Origin of the sequence: Pararhodobacter sp. SW119, from assembly GCF_017811755.1 — a bacterium.
Classification (GTDB): Bacteria; Pseudomonadota; Alphaproteobacteria; order Rhodobacterales; family Rhodobacteraceae; genus Pararhodobacter.
This window is the reverse complement of record NZ_JADDJF010000008.1, coordinates 87853-103479: the sequence shown is the minus strand read 5'-3', so window position 1 is coordinate 103479 and position 15627 is coordinate 87853. Positions and strand designations below refer to the sequence as shown.

Sequence of the window (15627 nt, the reverse complement as noted above, 5' to 3'; positions counted from 1 at the left end):
CGCAGGTTCGCGGGGTGTCCATCTTGATGTCGCATCACCTCGCATCGTCCAGCTGCTCCCCTCCGTCCGAGCGATGCGGGGGCGTTCCTGCGCCGTTTTTTCTACCTGGTCTGGAGAATTTCGCATGGATCTGATCGAAACCACGGCCATCGCGGCGGAAGATCTGCCAGTTGCGACCTTCCGTGCGCACCTGCGCCTTGGCGTCGGTTTTGCCGACAGCGCGTCGCTCGATCCCGAACTCGCCCGACATTTGTCTGCGGCAATTGCACGGATCGAGGCCGAAAGCGGCAAGATCCTGCTTCAGCGGGGATTCAAACTGATTTTGCGCAACTGGCGGACCATCGACGCGCAGACCCTGCCGGTCGCCCCGGTGACCGCGATCCAGGCGATCACGCTTCGTAATCGCGCCAACAGTCCAACGATCGTCGCATCGGACCGCTACCGGCTGTTTCCCGATCGCCATAGACCGCAGATCGTCGCGCGCGGTGCCATGATGCCGGCGATCCCGATTGGTGGTCTGGTCGAGATCGACTTCACCGCGGGCTTCGGCCCGTCCTGGGACGCCGTGCCCGACGATCTTGCCCATGCCGTGATGATACTCGCCGCGCGATTTTTCGAGGACCGCACCGGCGCAGGAACCCCCGCGACGGTCAGCGCAATGATCGCGCGCTGGACTCCGACCAGACTGACAGCGGGGGGGCATCGCGGATGAACAGGTATTCGCTCAACCGTCCAATGCTCCTGGAACAGGCGCAGTTCACGCAGGACGGCGCTGGTGGGCATGCTACCGACTGGCACTCCCTCGGCACTCACTGGACCGAACTCAGCCCGGGGCCGGCGCGCGAGGTGCGCGGGGACATCGTGCCGGAAGGACAGATGGCGTTCCGCATCTTTCTGCGTTCCGCACCACACGACAGCCCGCAACGCCCGCGCCCCGGCCAGCGTTTCCGCGATGGCTCCCGCATCTTCAATATCGTTGCTGTCAGCGAGGCCGATCCCTTGGGCGCATTTTTGATCTGCCACGCGCGCGAAAGGGTTCCGATATGAGCTACAGCTGCGCGGCCGATCTGCAGGGGGCGATCTTTCAGTTGCTTCAGGCCGATCCCGACCTGGCCTCGGCCGGCGTGCCCGTCCATGACGCCCTGCCTCCGGGCGCGCCGCGCGGAACCTATGTCCTGCTAGGCCCCGAGGACGTGATCGATCGGTCGGATGCCAGCGGCCCCGGCGCCGAGCACCGCTTCACCATCAGCGTGGTCAGCGATGCCGCGGGGTTCTCTACCGCCAAGCGGATTGCGGGTCGGGTGAGTGTCTTGCTCCAGGATCCTCCGCTAGATCTGGGGCCGAGCCGGTTGGTCCACATGTGGTTCCACCAAGCCCAGGCACGCCGGATCGACGGCGGCCGGGGGCGACAGGTTGAGCTGCGCTTCCGGGCGCGGATCGAAGGTTGATGCGCCCCTTGGCGCGATTTTCAGAACTGGAGGAAGTCGATGGCGGTTCAGAAAGGCAAGGATCTGCTGATCAAGATGGACATGACCGGCACGGGTGATTTCGAAACCGTGGCGGGACTGCGCGCAACGCGCATCAGCTTCAACGCCGAAACGGTGGATACGACCAACCTCGACAGCGCCGGCGGCTGGCGCGAGCTGCTGGGCGGGGCAGGGGTCAAATCGGCGTCGCTGACGGGTTCCGGAGTCTTCCGCGACGCAGCCACCGATGAGCGCGCGCGCGCGGCGTTCTTTGCCGGCGAGATCCCGCAGATGCGAGTGATCATCCCCGACTTCGGCACGATCGACGGGCCTTTCCAGATCACCGCGATCGAATACTCCGGCTCGCACAACGGCGAGGCCAGCTATGAGTTGTCGCTCGCCTCGGCGGGCGCGCTGAACTTCACCGCACATTGAGGGGGCAGCGATGGTTAATCCCTTCAGGGGCGAAGTCGCGCTGGTGTTGGACGGTCAGCGTCATGTTCTGAAACTGACGCTGGGCGCGCTGGCCGAACTGGAAGAAACCCTTGGCGCCGACAGCCTGGTCGATCTGGTCGAACGGTTCGAAGGCGGTCGCTTCTCGGCCCGCGACGTACTGGCGCTGATCCTTGCGGGGCTGCGCGGCGGCGGCTGGCGCGGCGACGCCGAAACCCTGGCCCATGCCGATCTGGTGGGCGGCCCGATGCAGGCCGCGCGCACCGCCGCGCAACTTTTGGCGCGGTCCTTCGCCCTGCCCGAGGCCGGCTGATGACATCGTCCAGCCGACGGATCGACTGGGCGGGCCTGATGCGCGCGGGCCTTCACGGGCTGGGCCTGAAGCCTGGCGAGTTCTGGGCCCTCACGCCGCTGGAACTGATGCTCATGCTCGGGCGCGAGGCGGGCGATGCCGGATTCTCGCGCGCCTCGCTCGATGCGTTGATGGCGCAATTTCCGGATGATCCGGCGCACCGAAATCCCAAGGGGGGCGAATGAACGACCTCGATGACATCAGCGCGCAGATCGCCCAGCTTGAAGCGCGCCTCGGGCCGACCACCGACATGATCGCCGTGTTCGACGCCGAACTGGCGCAGATGGGCAGGACCCTCAACGCCACGGGACGCGAGGTCGAGGGCATGTCGCGCTCCTTCGGCTCGGGCGTGCGCCGAGCCTTCGATGGCGTGGTCTTCGACGGCGGCCGCCTGTCGGACGCGATGCGGCAACTGGGCCGGTCGATTTCCAACACCCTCTACGGCGCCGCGATGCGCCCGGTGCAGAACGCCCTCGGCGGCGCGCTCGCCTCCGGCCTTTCGGGCATGATGGCAAACGTCATGCCCTTCGCCAACGGCGGCGCCTTCAGCCAGGGAAGGGTCATGCCCTTTGCCAGGGGCGGCGTCGTCTCGGGCCCGGTCACCTTTCCGATGCGCAACGGCACCGGCCTGATGGGCGAGGCCGGACCCGAGGCGATCATGCCCCTGACCCGCGGCGCCGATGGTCGGCTGGGCGTGCGGGCCGACGGCGGTGCGGCACGGCCGGTCAATGTGGTGATCAACATCTCGACCCCGGATGTCGCCGGCTTCCAGCGCAGCCAGAGCCAGATCGCCGCGCAGATGAACCGCCTGCTCGCGCAGGGGCACAGGAACGGGTAAGCGCATGGCCTTCCACGACGTCAGATTCCCCACCAACCTCAGCTTCGGATCGCTCGGCGGCCCCGAGAGACGCACCGAGATCGTGACCTTCGCCAACGGTCACGAGGAACGCAACACCCCCTGGGCCCAGTCGCGCCGACGCTACGATGCCGGGGTCGGCCTGCGTTCGCTCGATGACCTTGAAACGGTCCTGGCCTTTTTCGAGGCCCGCCAGGGGATGCTTCACGCCTTTCGCTGGAAGGACTGGGTCGATTTCAAGTCTGCCCGCGCCGCGAATGCCATCGCCGCGACCGATCAGGTGATCGGCAGCGGTGACGGCGCGCAGCAGGCCTTCGCGCTGGTCAAGACCTACCGCTCGGGCGACGCCAGCGTCGTGCGCCCCATCCGCAAGCCCGTCGCCGGTACCCTGCGCGTCGCCATCGACGGGGTCGAGATGGCGGCAGACGCGGGCTGGGCACTGGATACCGCGACCGGTCTCGTGAGCTTCGACACCCCGCCCGCACCGGCGGCGACCATCACCGCGGGCTACGAATTCGACGTCCCGGTCCGTTTCGACACCGACCTGATCCAGATCTCGCTCGCCAGCTTCGCGGCGGGCGAGATCCCGAAGATCCCGGTGATCGAGGTGCGGCTGTGAGCGGCGGCACGTCAACCCTCGCCCGCGCCTGGGCGCTCAGTCGCCGCGACGGACGCGTTCTCGGCTTTACCGACCACGACCGCGACCTAGACTTCGACGGCATCCTGTTTCGCGCCGAAACCGGCATGACCGCGAAAGCCTTGATGCAGACCACGGGGCTGTCGACCGACAACACCGAAGCCTCCGGGGCACTCAGCAGCGCCGGCCTGACCGAGGCCGACATCTTCGCCGGTCGCTACGACGCCGCCGAACTACGCATCTGGCAGGTCGACTGGACCTCGGTCACCGACCGGCAACTCCTCTTCCGCGGCACGCTGGGCGAGATCACACGGGCGGGCGGCGCGTTTCGCGTCGAACTGCGCGGGCTCTCCGAACCCCTCTCGCGCGGCGCTGGCCGCGTCTTCGGCGCGCTCTGCCCCGTGGTTCTGGGCGACAGCGCCTGCGGCTTCGATCTCGCCTCACCGGGCTATTTCGACCTCTGTCAGATTACCGCGGTCGCTGAAAGCGGCGCCCTCCTGACGCTGCCGCCGCTGGAAACACACGCCTCCGGCTGGTTCACCGCCGGGCGGGTGCGGTTTCTGGACGGCGCGGCGGGGGGCCTCACCGGCCTGATCAAGCGCGACCACAACGCCGGCGATGCGCGCCAAATCGAGCTTTGGGCCGCACCGGGCGCCACGCCCGCGCCGGGCGACGCGATCCGGCTGGAGGCAGGCTGCGACAAGCGCTTCGCGACCTGTCGTGAAAAATTCGCCAATCAAGTCAACTTCCGCGGCTTCCCGCATATCCCGGGCGAGGATTGGCTGACCCTGATGCCGCGCGGCGATGGCGTCAATGATGGCGGTCGCCGTCGATGAGCGTGGACCGGTCGGAAGCCGTCGCGCGCCTTGCCCGCGACTGGCTGGGCACCCCCTACTGCCACCGTGCGGCGCGCAAGGGCATCGGCTGCGACTGCCTCGGCCTCGTGCGCGGCCTCTGGCAGGACCTCCACGGCGCGGCGATCCCGCCCGTTCCGTTCTACGGCGCCGCCTGGGACGAACCCGACGCGGGCGAAACGCTCTGGCGCGCGCTCGCGCGGCAGCTGACCGAACTCCCCCCGTCGGCAACCATGCGCCCCGGCCAAATTCTGCTTTTCCGGATGCGCGCGCGCGCGGCGGCGCGCCACGTGGGCGTGCTCTCGTCGGCCGGTGCGACCCCCGATTTCCGCTTCATCCACGCCTACGAACGTCATGGCGTGATCGAAAGCCCGCTCAGCCTGCCCTGGCGGCGGCGCGTCGTGGCGCGGTTCGAATTTCACTGAACAAGGAGGCCGAGGCAGATGGCGACACTGGTCCTCTCGGCGGTCGGGGCTGCGGCAGGCGCGCAGGTCGGCGGCGCGGTCCTGGGGCTTTCGGGTGCGGTGATCGGGCGCGCGGTGGGCGCGACGGTCGGCCGCGTCATCGACCAGCGGCTTCTCGGGTTGGGTTCGCGCTCGGTCGATCATAGCCGCGTCGACCGGCTGCGCATCACCGGCGCGGGCGAGGGGGTGGCGCTGCCGCGCCTCTGGGGCCGGATGCGGCTCGCCGGCCACGTCATCTGGGCCTCGAACTTCGAGGAACATGCCGGCCGGTCGCGCCGCACCAAGGGCGGGCTGGGGCCGCGCGTCAGCGAGGGCGCGCGCTACACCGTCAGCCTCGCCATCGCCCTCTGCGAGGGTCAGATCACCGGCCTCGGCCGCGTCTGGGCGGATGGCGAGGAAATCGACCGCGACACGCTGAACCTGCGGCTCTATCCCGGCACCTCGGACCAGTTGCCCGACCCGAAGATCGAGGCGATCGAAGGGGCAGGGCGCGCGCCCGCCTACCGCGGCACCGCCTATGTGGTGATGGAGGACCTGGACCTCGGCCCCTTCGGCAACCGCATTCCCGGCTTTTCCTTCGAGGTCATGCGCGCCGCGCAAGCCCCGGACCAGACCACCCTTCAACAGGCGGTCCGCGCGGTCGCCTGGATGCCGGGCTCGGGGGAGTACGCGCTGGCGACCGACCCGGTCGACACCGACGATGGCCTCGGCGCGCGCCGCATGCTCAACGTCAATTCGCCGGGCGGTGGGTCGGACTTCACCGCCTCCCTCGACTCGCTGCGCAACGAGTTGCCGGCGGTCGGCTCGGGCCTTCTGGTCGTGTCGTGGTTCGGCGACGACCTGCGCTGCGCCGACTGCCGCATCCGCCCCAAGGTCGAGGCCCCGGCGCGCAACACCAGCCAGCCTTGGGCGGTCAGCGGCCTGACCCGCGCCGCGGCCCAGACACTGCCGAACCTGGACGGCGCGCCGGTCTATGGCGGCACCCCCTCGGACGCCTCGGTCCTGCAGGCCATCGCGGCGATGAACGCGGCCGACCAGAAGGTGGTCTTCTACCCCTTCATCCTGATGGACCAGTTGGCCGGCAACACGCTGCCCGACCCCTGGACCGGCGCGGCGGGCCAGCCGCCGCTGCCTTGGCGCGGGCGCATCACGCTCTCGCAGGCGCCCGGCCTGCCCGGCTCGCCCGACCGGAGCGCCGCCGCGGCGGACGAGGTCGCCGCTTTCTTCGGCACCGCGCGCGCGCAGGACTTCACCGTCACCCCCGGCCGCGTCATCTATATCGGCCCTGACGAGTGGTCCTACCGCCGCTTCATCCTGCACTGCGCGGCGCTCTGCGCGGCCTCAACCGGGGTCGACGCGTTCTGCATCGGCTCCGAGATGCGCGCACTCAGCCAGATCCGCGGCGACGGCGACAGCTTTCCGGCCGTCGCCGCGCTGATCGACCTCGCGCGCGATGTCCGCACCCTCCTCGGCCCCTCGGTCAAGCTCAGCTATGCGGCCGACTGGAGCGAATATTCGGGCTACCGGGACGCCGCCGGCAACCGCTACTTCCACCTCGACCCGCTCTGGGCGGACCCCGACATCGACTTCATCGGCATCGACAACTACATGCCGCTGTCGGACTGGCGCGACGGCGACACCCATCTCGACCGCGTCCACTGGCCCGCAATCCACGACCTCGACTACCTCAAGGACAATGTCGCCGGGGGCGAGGGGTTCGACTGGTTCTACCCCGACGCCGCCGCCCGCGCCGCCCAGGCCCGCCAGCCGATCACCGACGGCGCCCACGACGAACCCTGGATCTGGCGCTACAAGGACCTGCGCGCCTGGTGGGAAAACCCGCACCACGACCGCATCGATGGCCAGCGCGCCGCCACCCCCAGCCCCTGGCAGCCCCGCTCCAAACCCGTCTGGTTCACCGAGATCGGCTGCGCCGCCATCGACAAGGGCACCAACCAGCCCAACAAGTTCCTCGATCCCAAATCCTCGGAATCGAGCCTGCCCTGGCACTCCACCGGCCAGCGCGACGACCTGATCCAGATGCAGTACCTGCGCGCGCTCGCCGCGCACTGGACCGACCCCGCGCAGAACCCCGTCTCGCCCCTCTACGGTGCGCCAATGGTCGACTGGGACCGCGCCCATGTCTGGGCGTGGGACGCGCGCCCCTTCCCGTGGTTTCCCGGCCGCCGCGACCTCTGGTCCGACGGCGACAACTGGGCGCGCGGCCACTGGATCACCGGCCGCGCCATGAATCAGCCCCTCGCTGCCGTCGTGGCCGAGGTCTGCGCCGCCGCCGGCGTCACCGCGGTCGATGTCAGCGACCTGCGCGGGCTGGTGCGCGGCTACGCCATTCCGTCCACGCAAAGCGGCCGCGCTGCGTTGCAACCCCTGATGCTCGCCCACGGGTTCGAGGCGATCGAGCGTGACGGCACCCTCGTCTTCCGCATGCGCGACGGCCAGCCCCTGCACCACATCGACCACGACGCCCTGATCGCCCGCGACGGCGGCGATCTGGAAACCATCCGCGCGCCCGAGCCCGAGGTCCCCGGCCGCGTCCGCCTGAACTACATCGAGGCCGAGGGCGATTTCGACACCCGCACCGCCGAGGTCGTCCTGCCCGACCACGACGCCAGCGACACCCAGCAAAGCGAACTCTCGCTCCTGCTGACGCGGGCCGAGGCGCGCGGCATCGTCGGCCGCTGGATGGCCGAGGCGCGGGTCGCCCGCGACGTGGCGCGCTTCAGCCTCGCGCCCTCCTCGCCGGTGCGCGCGGGCGATGTCGTCGGCCTGCACACGGCCGAAGGCTTGCGCCACTACCGCGTCGACCGGATGGAACTGACCGGCGCGCGCGAGGTCGAGGCCGTGCGTGTCGAGCCCGGCGTCTACCGCGCCGCCGACATCGTCGAGGAACCGACCGCGCCGCGCGCCCATGCCGCCCCGGCGCCGGTCCTGCCCGTCTTCCTCGACCTGCCGCTGATGCGCGGGGACGAGGTCGCGTATGCCCCGCACCTGGCCGTCGCCGCGCGCCCCTGGCCCGGCAGCGTCGCCGTCTACGACATGAATGAGGCCGGGGCCGAGCCGCCGCTCAACACCCTGATTTCGGCGCGCGCGACGCTGGGCGCCAGCATGACCGACCTGCCGCGCGCGCGCCCCGGCCTCTGGGCGCGGGCGGACCTGCTGGTCCGGCTGCCCGACGATCTGGCGCTGATCCCTGCCGGCCGGCCCAGCGTGATCGCGGGCGCGAACCTCATGGCCATCGGCGACGGCGAGACCTGGGAGCTGTTCCAGTTTGCCGACGCCCAGCCCGAAGCCCGCGGCCTCTGGCGTCTGCGCGACCTCAACCGCGGGCTTTTCGGCACCGATGCCGTGGCCCCGCCGGTCTGGCCCGCCGGCAGCACGGTGGTGCGCATCGACAGCGCCCTGCGCCAGATCGACCTGCCGATCAACCTGCGCAAGGTCGCGCGCACCTACCGGATTGGCCCCGCCAGCCGCGCCGCCGACGACCCGGTCCATGTCAGCCGCACGCGCGCCTTTCAGGGCGTCGGCCTGCGCCCCTACGCGCCGGTCCACCTGCGTGCCACACGCGCCCCGGACGGCAGCGTCGCCGCCCGCTGGATCCGCCGCACCCGGCTCGATGACGACTGGGACCTCTTCGACGTGCCGCTGGGCGAGGAGCGCGAGCAGTACCTGATCCAGATCCATGCCGGCGGCACGCTGCGCCGCGAAACCCGCGTTGCCACCGCGGACTGGACCTATTCCGCCGCCGATCAGGCGGCAGACGGGACAGGGGGCGGCTTCACGCTGCGCGTCGCGCAGCTTTCCGACCGCTTCGGGCCGGGACCCTTCAGCGAAACCGCGCTCGGCCAATAGGCGCGCCCCACGCAAGACCCGGCGCGCGCACAACTTGCGCGCGCGCTCTGGAAAATGCCGCGAAACTCGTTATCTTTCCTCCACGATGGATCGGAGGTGCGGCATGCCCGAAGCGCAACACAAACTCGCCACGCTCGACCCGGTGTGGTCCCGCATCGCCGACGAGGCGCGTCAGGCCATCGCCGACGAGCCGCTGATCGGCGGCGTGCTGCACAACAGCCTGCTGCACCACCGCACGATGGAACACGCGCTGGCCTATCGCTTCTCGCTGAAGCTTTCCTCGCAGGAACTCAGCGAGCAGATCCTGCGCGAGATCGGGGACGAGGCCTACGACACCGACCCCTGGCTGGGCGAGGCCGCGCGCGCCGATCTGGTCGCCGTCTATGAGCGCGACCCGGCCTGCACGCGCCTGCTTCAGCCGATGATGTATTTCAAGGGCTATCAGGCGGTTCAGGCCTACCGCGTCGGCCACTGGCTCTGGCAGCAGGGGCGGCGCGACCTGGCCTATCTGGTGCAGATGCGCGTGTCCGAGGTTTTCGGCGTCGACATCCACCCCGCCGCGCGCATCGGCAAGGGCATCATGATCGACCACGCCCATTCCATCGTCATCGGCGAAACCGCCGTCGTCGGCGACAACGTCTCGATGCTGCATTCGGTCACGCTGGGCGGCACCGGCAAGGAACACGACGACCGCCACCCCAAGATCGGCGACGGCGTGCTGATCGGCGCGGGGGCGAAGGTGCTGGGCAACATCACCATCGGCCATTGCACGCGGATCGCCGCAGGCTCGGTCGTGCTGTCGGACGTGCCGCCCTGCAAGACCGTCGCCGGCGTGCCGGCGCGGATCGTGGGCGAGGCGGGCTGCGACCAGCCCTCGCAGACGATGGATCAGCTGCTGAGCAAGTAGCGCTCAGCCCGCGCCGAAGACGCGGGCGAAGATCGTGTCGACGTGCTTGGTGTGATAGCCGAGGTCGAACTTCTCCTCGATTTCCCCGCGGGGAAGTGCCGCGCAGACTTCCGGATCGGCGAGCAGTTCGGTCTTGAAGTCCTTGCCTTCCTCCCAGACCTTCATGGCGTTGCGCTGCACCAGCCGGTAGGCATCCTCGCGCGTCACACCCGCCTGGGTCAGCGCCAGCAGGACCCGCTGGCTCATCACCAGGCCGCGGAACCTGTTCATGTTCGCCAGCATGTTCTCGGGATAGATCACCAGCTTCTCGATCACCCCCGCCAGCCGGTGCAGGGCGAAATCCAGCGTCACGGTGGCATCCGGGCCGATCATCCGCTCGACCGAGGAATGGCTGATGTCGCGCTCGTGCCAAAGCGCCACGTTCTCCAGCGCCGGCACCACCATGCCGCGCACCAGCCGCGCCAGCCCGGTCAGGTTTTCGGTCAGCACCGGGTTGCGCTTGTGCGGCATCGCGCTCGACCCCTTCTGCCCGGCCGAAAAGAACTCCTCGGCCTCCAGCACCTCGGTGCGCTGCATGTGGCGGATCTCGGTCGCGATGTTCTCGACGCTCGAGGCGATGACGCCCAGCGTGGCGAAGAACATCGCGTGGCGGTCGCGCGGGATGACCTGCGTGCTGATCGGCTCGACCTCCAGCCCCAGTTGCGCGCAGACATGCGCCTCCACGGCCGGGTCGATATTGGCGAAGGTGCCGACCGCGCCCGACAGCGCGCCGGTGCGCACCTCGTCGCGGGCGGCCTCCAGCCGGCGGCGGGCGCGGGCCATTTCGGCGTAGAAACGGGCGAAGGTCAGGCCCAACGTCGTCGGCTCGGCATGGATGCCGTGCGACCGGCCGATGCGCACCGTATCCTTGTGCTCCATCGCGCGGGCCTTCAGCGCCGCCAGCAGGCGATCGATCCCTTCCAGCAGCAGGTCGGACGCGCGGACAAGCTGGATGTTGAAGGTCGTATCCAGCACATCCGATGAGGTCATGCCCTGATGGACGAAGCGCGCGGCGTCCTGGCCGACGATCTCGGCCAGATGCGTCAGGAAGGCGATGACGTCATGCCTGGTGACCGCTTCGATCTCGTCGATGCGGGCGGTGTCGAACTCGGTATCCTTCGCCTTCCAGACGGCTTGCGCGTTTTCGCGCGGGATGACACCCAGATCGGCCATCGCGTCACCGGCATGGGCCTCGATCTCGAACCAGATGCGGAACTTCGTCTGCGGCGACCAGATGGCGACCATCTCGGGGCGGGAATAGCGCGGGATCATCGCGAGGCTCCTGAAAAGGGTCTGGGGTTGCGGCCTGATAGACCGGCCGGGCAGGGGCCGCAAGGCGGGGCCGGGTCCGAGCCTTTCCCCGCGGGGAATGCGAGAGCGCGAGGCGCGATTTCCCCGCGGGGAAATAAGAGGTCGTTAAGCAAATTTTCCCGCAGGCAGGTGGAAAGCCGCGCAAGGCATTTCCCCGCGGGGAAATAAGACATTGTTAAGCATCTTTCCGCGCGGGGAAACGGGGAAGGCGGCAGGTTCAGGCGGCGGGGTCGGCGGCCAGTCCGGCGGCGATGGCGGCGGCGAGGCGGGCGTTCGATTTCACCAGCGAGATATTGGCGGTGAGCGAGCGTCCGTCTGTCAGCTCGAATATCCGGTTGAGCAGGAAGGGCGTGACCTCCTTCGCGGCGATGCCGCGGGCGACCGCTTCGACCAGCGCGGCCTCGATCACCGGTTCGATTTCCCCGCGGGGAAATGCCGCGGCCTCGGGGATCGGGTTCGCGACCAGTTGCCCGCCGTCCAGCCCCAGCGCCGCGCGCATCCGGTGGGCGGCGGCGATCTGCGCCGCGCTGTCCATCCGCAACGGCGCCTTCAGCCCCGAATCGCGCGACCAGAAGGCCGGAAAGGCGTCTTGCCCGTAGGCGATGACCGGCACGCCCAGGGTTTCCAGCATCTCCAGCGTCTTCGGCAGATCGAGGATCGCCTTGGCGCCGGCGGCGACCACGGTGACCGGGGTGCGCGCCAGTTCCGGCAGGTCGGCCGAGATATCGAAACTTTCGCTGGCGCCGCGATGCACCCCGCCAATGCCGCCGGTGGCGAAGACCTCGATCCCCGCCATATGCGCGCAGATCATCGTCGCGGCGACGGTCGTCGCCCCGGTCCGCCCGCTGGCAAGGCAGGCGGCAAGGTCGGCGCGGCTGAGCTTCATCACCGCCACCGCCTGTCCCAGCGCATCGAGCGTGGCGTCGTCGAGGCCGACGCGGATGCGCCCGCCCATCACCGCGATGGTCGCCGGCACGGCGCCGGCGGCGCGCACCTCGGCCTCGACGGCGCGGGCGGTCTCGACGTTCTGGGGCCAGGGCATGCCGTGGGTGATGATCGTCGATTCCAGCGCGACCACGGGTTTTTTGACTTCAAGTGCGGACTTAACTTCGTCCGATAGTGACATCAAATTATTCATCTAACCGATTTCTCCGGCGACATGGGCGGCGGCGGCTTCCTGGGCGCGGGTCAGCGCCTGCTCGCGCCCGGCGCCGCGGGTCTCAGATACGATATGCGCGGCCATGAAGGTATCGCCCGCGCCGGTGACGCGTGCCACCAGAACCTCGCGCGCGGGGCGGGTCAGGGGCGGGGCACCGGCGCGGGCGTCGGTGGAGTCGCGCGCCCCGTCGGTGACCAGTGCGCGCGCCGCACCACGCGCGACCAGCGCCTGCGCCGCTGTGCGGCTGTCAGTGAACCGCGTCTGGCAGAGGAGGCCGGCCTCCTCGAGGTTCAGATAGAGCGTGGCGCGGGCGTGGCGCAGGAAGGGCAGCAGGCGTTCGGCCTTGCCGGGGCTGGCGGGGGCCACGCGCAGATCGGCAGCGGCGAAGAGCGGCGATCCGGCGATGCGATCCAGCAGCGTCACCGTCAGGTTGCCGTCCAGCGCCACCGGCCCGCGCCACGGCGCGGCAGCGGTGCCCAGCCGGCCATCGGCCAGCGGCGCGAGGATGCGCTCGCCCGCGGCCTCCAGCGAATGGGCGTCGGCGATGGCGGCGATCAGGCCGTTCGCCCCCTCGATCGCCATGTAGCGGTCGATCGGCAGATCGTCGGAGCGGTAGGCGAGCGTGGTGTCGACACCCAGCGCCTGGCAGGCGGCGGTCAGCGCCTCGCCCTCGGCGTCGCGGCCGATGGCGGTCAGCACCGACGGGCGCAGGCCGAAGCGGGCCAGCGTCATGGCGATGTTCAGCGCCACGCCCCCCGGCAGGCGGCTGATCCGCCCTGGCACGTCGGAGCCGAGCCGCATCTGCGCCGGCGTCCGCCCGATCACGTCCCAGAGGACAGAGCCGATGCAGAGGATGTCGGGGCCTGGCGGGGGCGCGGTCATCGGCGGGTGAACTGCAAGATCAGCGCGTGGTCGGTGGCGTGGGGGTCGGCGGGGTCCGGCGCGGCGTCGTAGATCGGTACCTCGGACAGGGTGAGGCCCGCGATCCGGTCGGCGAGCGCGTCGAGCGCGGCGGGAAAGCCGCGCGCCGCCCAGACGCCGGCATTGACCGAGAGCGCGAAACGCGCGCCAGGCAGGGCGATGTCCAGAAGCGGCGGCACCCCCTCGGGCCCGACATGGCCGTGGGTGAAGGTGCCCGAAGAAACGATGCCGCGATAGACCGCGGGCAGGTCCAGCGGGCGGGTCACGTCGGCGGCGATCAGCGTGCGGTAGCAGCCCTTTTCGCGGGCGCGGTCCAGCATCGCGGGCGAGAGGTCGATCCCGTCGATGGCGCCGGAAAGGCCGAGGCCGGCGAGCGCTACGCCCAGAAGCCCGGTGCCCGCGCCCACGTCGAGGACCGGCGCGCCGCCGCCGGCCGCCATGAAGGCCGCGGCGACCTGCGCGGGCAGCACATAGCCCCGGTTGCGGGCGAAGTCGGCGTCGTAGCTGTCGGCCCAGTCGGCGTAAAGCTTGAGGCAGTCTTCGGGCGTCTGCAGGGCGTAGGCGTGGGAAAGATCGGGTTTGGTCATGCGCCGGATTAGGCCATGGCGGACAGGCGAACTCAAGGCCCGGTGGCGGCGGTTCGCGGGTGCGGCGCGGGTCAGGGTGCTGAACTGGAATGAAGTGCAGGCTTCTGTTGCCAGGTGCCTGCGAACCCCGCCTGACACGGCTAAGCGCCAGGGCTTAAGTTTCGGTAGTGGTTACTGCTTACGCAGCAACGGCCACCGGAGCACGGTTGTCATTGGCAACTGTACTTTGCGCACCGATAACGGTGGTAGCTCACCGGGACAAAGCAAACCCCTTTAGACGTTCGTCGATCCTGTTTCGGCCCCATTTTCCCCCAATGAGGGTGATTGGTGGAGCCGCCGGGTACCGCCCCCGGGTCCGATCCGCGTATTACGGGCGCGTTTATGTCCATAGTCCCCGTTGCCGGGAACACCCCTGATATAGGCGCAGTTTGCCGCCGGCTCAAGCCCCCCGTTGGGGTCTGTCGCCTGGCGCGCGCGGGTCCTAGTCTGCGCCCGAACGAGGGGAGATTCGAATGCAACTGGATATCGATTTCGTGCGCGCGCAGTTTCCGGCCTTCGCCGAGCCGTCGCTGGACGGGCAGGCGTTTTTCGAGAATGCGGGTGGCAGCTACACCTGCGCGCCGGTGATCGAGCGGCTGACGCGGTTCTACCGCGAGCGCAAGGTGCAGCCCTACGGACCCTATGAGGCCTCGCGCCTGGCGGGCGCGGAGATGGACGAGGCGCGCACGCGGCTGGCGGCGATGATGGGCGTGGCGGAGGACGAGGTCAGCTTCGGCCCCTCGACCAGCGCCAACACCTATGTTCTGGCGCAGGCGTTCCGGCAGCACCTGAAGCCGGGCGATGCGATCGTCGTCACCGACCAGGACCACGAGGCCAATTCCGGCCCCTGGCGGCGGCTGGGCGAGGCGGGGATCGAGATCCGCGAATGGAAGCTCGACCCCGCGACCGGGCATCTGGCGCTGGAGCGGCTGGAGGCGATGCTGGACGAGCGGGTGAAGCTGGTCGCGTTCCCGCACTGCTCGAACGTCGTGGCCGAGGTGAACCCGGTGGCCGAGATCGCCGCGCTGGCGCATGCCGTGGGCGCCGTGGTCTGCGTCGACGGGGTCAGCTACGCGCCGCACGGGCTGCCGGATGTCGGCGCGCTGGGGGCGGATATCTACCTGTTCTCGGCCTACAAGACCTACGGGCCGCATCAGGGGATCATGGTCATCCGCCGCGACCTGGGGATGCGTCTGCCCAACCAGGGGCATTATTTCAACGCCGACACGCTTTACAAGCGGTTCACCCCGGCCGGGCCGGACCACGCGCAGATCGCCGCCTGCGCCGGGATGGCGGACTATATCGACGCGCTGGCCAGCCACCACGGCGGCGAGGGGCGCGACCCCAGGGGCCGCGCGGCGCTGGCGCACGATCTGATGCGCGGGCATGAAACGCGACTTCTGCAGCCGCTGCTGGACCATCTGGGCGCGCGCAACGACCTGCGCCTGCTGGGCCCGCGCCGGGCCGAGGGGCGGGCACCCACCGTCGCGGTGCTGGCCGAGAAGCCCGGCGCCGATCTGGCCCAGGCGCTGGCCGCCGAGGGGATCATGGCGGGCGGCGGCACCTTCTACGCCAACCGCGCGCTGGAGGCGCAGGGCGCGGACCTGGCGCACGGCGCGCTGCGCCTGAGTTTCGTGCACTACACCAGCGAGGCTGAACTTGACCGGCTGATCCGCGCGCTAGATCGGGTGCTGTGACAGGCAACCGGACCG

General features: G+C 69.7%; 17 protein-coding genes and 1 other RNA gene. 13 read left to right on the top strand and 5 right to left on the bottom strand.

Features of this window, described 5'->3' with window-relative positions; genetic code table 11:
• Window positions 1-124 precede the first annotated feature (124 nt).
• The 12 genes from IM708_RS07495 (at window position 125) to cysE (ending at window position 9859) form a co-directional block, all read left to right on the top strand.
• On the top strand, window positions 125-712 hold the full coding sequence (locus tag IM708_RS07495; protein ID WP_209425719.1) for a hypothetical protein: 588 nt from the start codon (window positions 125-127) through the stop codon (window positions 710-712).
• The gene (locus IM708_RS07490) at window positions 709-1047 is read left to right on the top strand and encodes a head-tail adaptor protein (protein ID WP_209425718.1); all 339 of its coding nucleotides are present in this window, start codon (window positions 709-711) and stop codon (window positions 1045-1047) included. The genes IM708_RS07495 and IM708_RS07490 overlap by 4 nt, the downstream gene beginning before the upstream one ends.
• The gene (locus IM708_RS07485; protein ID WP_209425717.1) at window positions 1044-1448 is read left to right on the top strand and encodes a DUF3168 domain-containing protein; all 405 of its coding nucleotides are present in this window, start codon (window positions 1044-1046) and stop codon (window positions 1446-1448) included. The genes IM708_RS07490 and IM708_RS07485 overlap by 4 nt, the downstream gene beginning before the upstream one ends.
• A 39-nt stretch (window positions 1449-1487) precedes the next feature.
• Window positions 1488-1901, top strand: coding sequence for a phage major tail protein, TP901-1 family (locus IM708_RS07480; protein WP_209425716.1), 414 nt, complete (start codon window positions 1488-1490; stop codon window positions 1899-1901).
• Window positions 1902-1911: 10 nt separating this feature from the next.
• The gene (locus tag IM708_RS07475) at window positions 1912-2232 is read left to right on the top strand and encodes a gene transfer agent family protein (RefSeq protein ID WP_209425715.1); all 321 of its coding nucleotides are present in this window, start codon (window positions 1912-1914) and stop codon (window positions 2230-2232) included.
• A complete protein-coding gene (locus IM708_RS07470; protein ID WP_209425714.1) occupies window positions 2232-2456 on the top strand; it encodes a rcc01693 family protein in 225 nt (74 codons plus the stop codon). The genes IM708_RS07475 and IM708_RS07470 overlap by 1 nt, the downstream gene beginning before the upstream one ends.
• Window positions 2453-3109, top strand: coding sequence for a phage tail tape measure protein (locus IM708_RS07465; RefSeq protein WP_209425713.1), 657 nt, complete (start codon window positions 2453-2455; stop codon window positions 3107-3109). The genes IM708_RS07470 and IM708_RS07465 overlap by 4 nt, the downstream gene beginning before the upstream one ends.
• Before the next feature lie 4 nt (window positions 3110-3113).
• Window positions 3114-3746 carry a DUF2460 domain-containing protein gene (locus tag IM708_RS07460; RefSeq protein ID WP_209425712.1) on the top strand — a complete coding sequence of 211 codons (633 nt, stop codon included), beginning with the start codon at window positions 3114-3116 and terminating at the stop codon, window positions 3744-3746.
• On the top strand, window positions 3743-4600 hold the full coding sequence (locus tag IM708_RS07455) for a DUF2163 domain-containing protein (protein WP_209425711.1): 858 nt from the start codon (window positions 3743-3745) through the stop codon (window positions 4598-4600). Before IM708_RS07460 ends, IM708_RS07455 begins: the two co-directional genes overlap by 4 nt.
• Window positions 4597-5043, top strand: a complete 447-nt coding sequence (locus IM708_RS07450) for a peptidase (RefSeq protein ID WP_209425710.1) — start codon at window positions 4597-4599, stop codon at window positions 5041-5043. The genes IM708_RS07455 and IM708_RS07450 overlap by 4 nt, the downstream gene beginning before the upstream one ends.
• 18 nt (window positions 5044-5061) lie before the next feature.
• A complete protein-coding gene (locus IM708_RS07445; RefSeq protein WP_209425709.1) occupies window positions 5062-8952 on the top strand; it encodes a glycoside hydrolase/phage tail family protein in 3891 nt (1296 codons plus the stop codon).
• A 103-nt stretch (window positions 8953-9055) separates the two neighbouring features.
• Window positions 9056-9859, top strand: a complete 804-nt coding sequence (gene cysE / locus IM708_RS07440; protein ID WP_209425708.1) for a serine O-acetyltransferase — start codon at window positions 9056-9058, stop codon at window positions 9857-9859.
• A gap of 3 nt (window positions 9860-9862) precedes the next feature.
• Here the strand turns inward: cysE and purB are convergent, their stop codons facing one another.
• From purB to ssrA, 5 genes are all read right to left on the bottom strand, one after another.
• On the bottom strand, window positions 9863-11170 hold the full coding sequence (gene purB, locus IM708_RS07435) for an adenylosuccinate lyase (RefSeq protein WP_209425707.1): 1308 nt from the start codon (window positions 11168-11170) through the stop codon (window positions 9863-9865).
• Between the two features lie 256 nt (window positions 11171-11426).
• Entirely contained in the window at window positions 11427-12347 is a 921-nt protein-coding gene (locus tag IM708_RS07430; RefSeq protein ID WP_209425706.1) for a pseudouridine-5'-phosphate glycosidase, read from the bottom strand.
• Window positions 12348-13250, bottom strand: coding sequence for a PfkB family carbohydrate kinase (locus IM708_RS07425; protein WP_209425705.1), 903 nt, complete (start codon window positions 13248-13250; stop codon window positions 12348-12350).
• Complete coding sequence (locus IM708_RS07420) at window positions 13247-13876, bottom strand: class I SAM-dependent methyltransferase (protein WP_209425704.1); 630 nt, start codon at window positions 13874-13876, stop codon at window positions 13247-13249. The genes IM708_RS07425 and IM708_RS07420 overlap by 4 nt, the downstream gene beginning before the upstream one ends.
• Before the next feature lie 93 nt (window positions 13877-13969).
• Window positions 13970-14323, bottom strand: a transfer-messenger RNA (tmRNA) gene (ssrA, locus tag IM708_RS07415).
• 65 nt (window positions 14324-14388) lie between these two features.
• Here ssrA and IM708_RS07410 point away from each other — a divergent pair.
• Window positions 14389-15612, top strand: a complete 1224-nt coding sequence (locus tag IM708_RS07410) for an aminotransferase class V-fold PLP-dependent enzyme (protein ID WP_209425703.1) — start codon at window positions 14389-14391, stop codon at window positions 15610-15612.
• The last annotated feature ends 15 nt before the right edge of the window (window positions 15613-15627 follow it).

What these genes read in the sequence shown, in the direction of transcription:
- IM708_RS07490 (WP_209425718.1), top strand. Translation starts at nt 709, where the DNA reads ATGAACAGGTATTCGCTCAACCGTCCAATGCTCCTGGAACAGGCGCAG.
- IM708_RS07450 (WP_209425710.1), top strand. Translation starts at nt 4,597, where the DNA reads ATGAGCGTGGACCGGTCGGAAGCCGTCGCGCGCCTTGCCCGCGACTGG.
- IM708_RS07410 (WP_209425703.1), top strand. Translation starts at nt 14,389, where the DNA reads ATGCAACTGGATATCGATTTCGTGCGCGCGCAGTTTCCGGCCTTCGCC.
- cysE (WP_209425708.1), top strand. Translation starts at nt 9,056, where the DNA reads ATGCCCGAAGCGCAACACAAACTCGCCACGCTCGACCCGGTGTGGTCC.
- IM708_RS07460 (WP_209425712.1), top strand. Translation starts at nt 3,114, where the DNA reads ATGGCCTTCCACGACGTCAGATTCCCCACCAACCTCAGCTTCGGATCG.
- purB (WP_209425707.1), bottom strand. Translation starts at nt 11,170, where the DNA reads ATGATCCCGCGCTATTCCCGCCCCGAGATGGTCGCCATCTGGTCGCCG.
- IM708_RS07430 (WP_209425706.1), bottom strand. Translation starts at nt 12,347, where the DNA reads ATGAATAATTTGATGTCACTATCGGACGAAGTTAAGTCCGCACTTGAA.
- IM708_RS07495 (WP_209425719.1), top strand. Translation starts at nt 125, where the DNA reads ATGGATCTGATCGAAACCACGGCCATCGCGGCGGAAGATCTGCCAGTT.
- IM708_RS07480 (WP_209425716.1), top strand. Translation starts at nt 1,488, where the DNA reads ATGGCGGTTCAGAAAGGCAAGGATCTGCTGATCAAGATGGACATGACC.
- IM708_RS07475 (WP_209425715.1), top strand. Translation starts at nt 1,912, where the DNA reads ATGGTTAATCCCTTCAGGGGCGAAGTCGCGCTGGTGTTGGACGGTCAG.
- IM708_RS07465 (WP_209425713.1), top strand. Translation starts at nt 2,453, where the DNA reads ATGAACGACCTCGATGACATCAGCGCGCAGATCGCCCAGCTTGAAGCG.
- IM708_RS07485 (WP_209425717.1), top strand. Translation starts at nt 1,044, where the DNA reads ATGAGCTACAGCTGCGCGGCCGATCTGCAGGGGGCGATCTTTCAGTTG.
- IM708_RS07425 (WP_209425705.1), bottom strand. Translation starts at nt 13,250, where the DNA reads ATGACCGCGCCCCCGCCAGGCCCCGACATCCTCTGCATCGGCTCTGTC.
- IM708_RS07445 (WP_209425709.1), top strand. Translation starts at nt 5,062, where the DNA reads ATGGCGACACTGGTCCTCTCGGCGGTCGGGGCTGCGGCAGGCGCGCAG.
- IM708_RS07470 (WP_209425714.1), top strand. Translation starts at nt 2,232, where the DNA reads ATGACATCGTCCAGCCGACGGATCGACTGGGCGGGCCTGATGCGCGCG.
- IM708_RS07420 (WP_209425704.1), bottom strand. Translation starts at nt 13,876, where the DNA reads ATGACCAAACCCGATCTTTCCCACGCCTACGCCCTGCAGACGCCCGAA.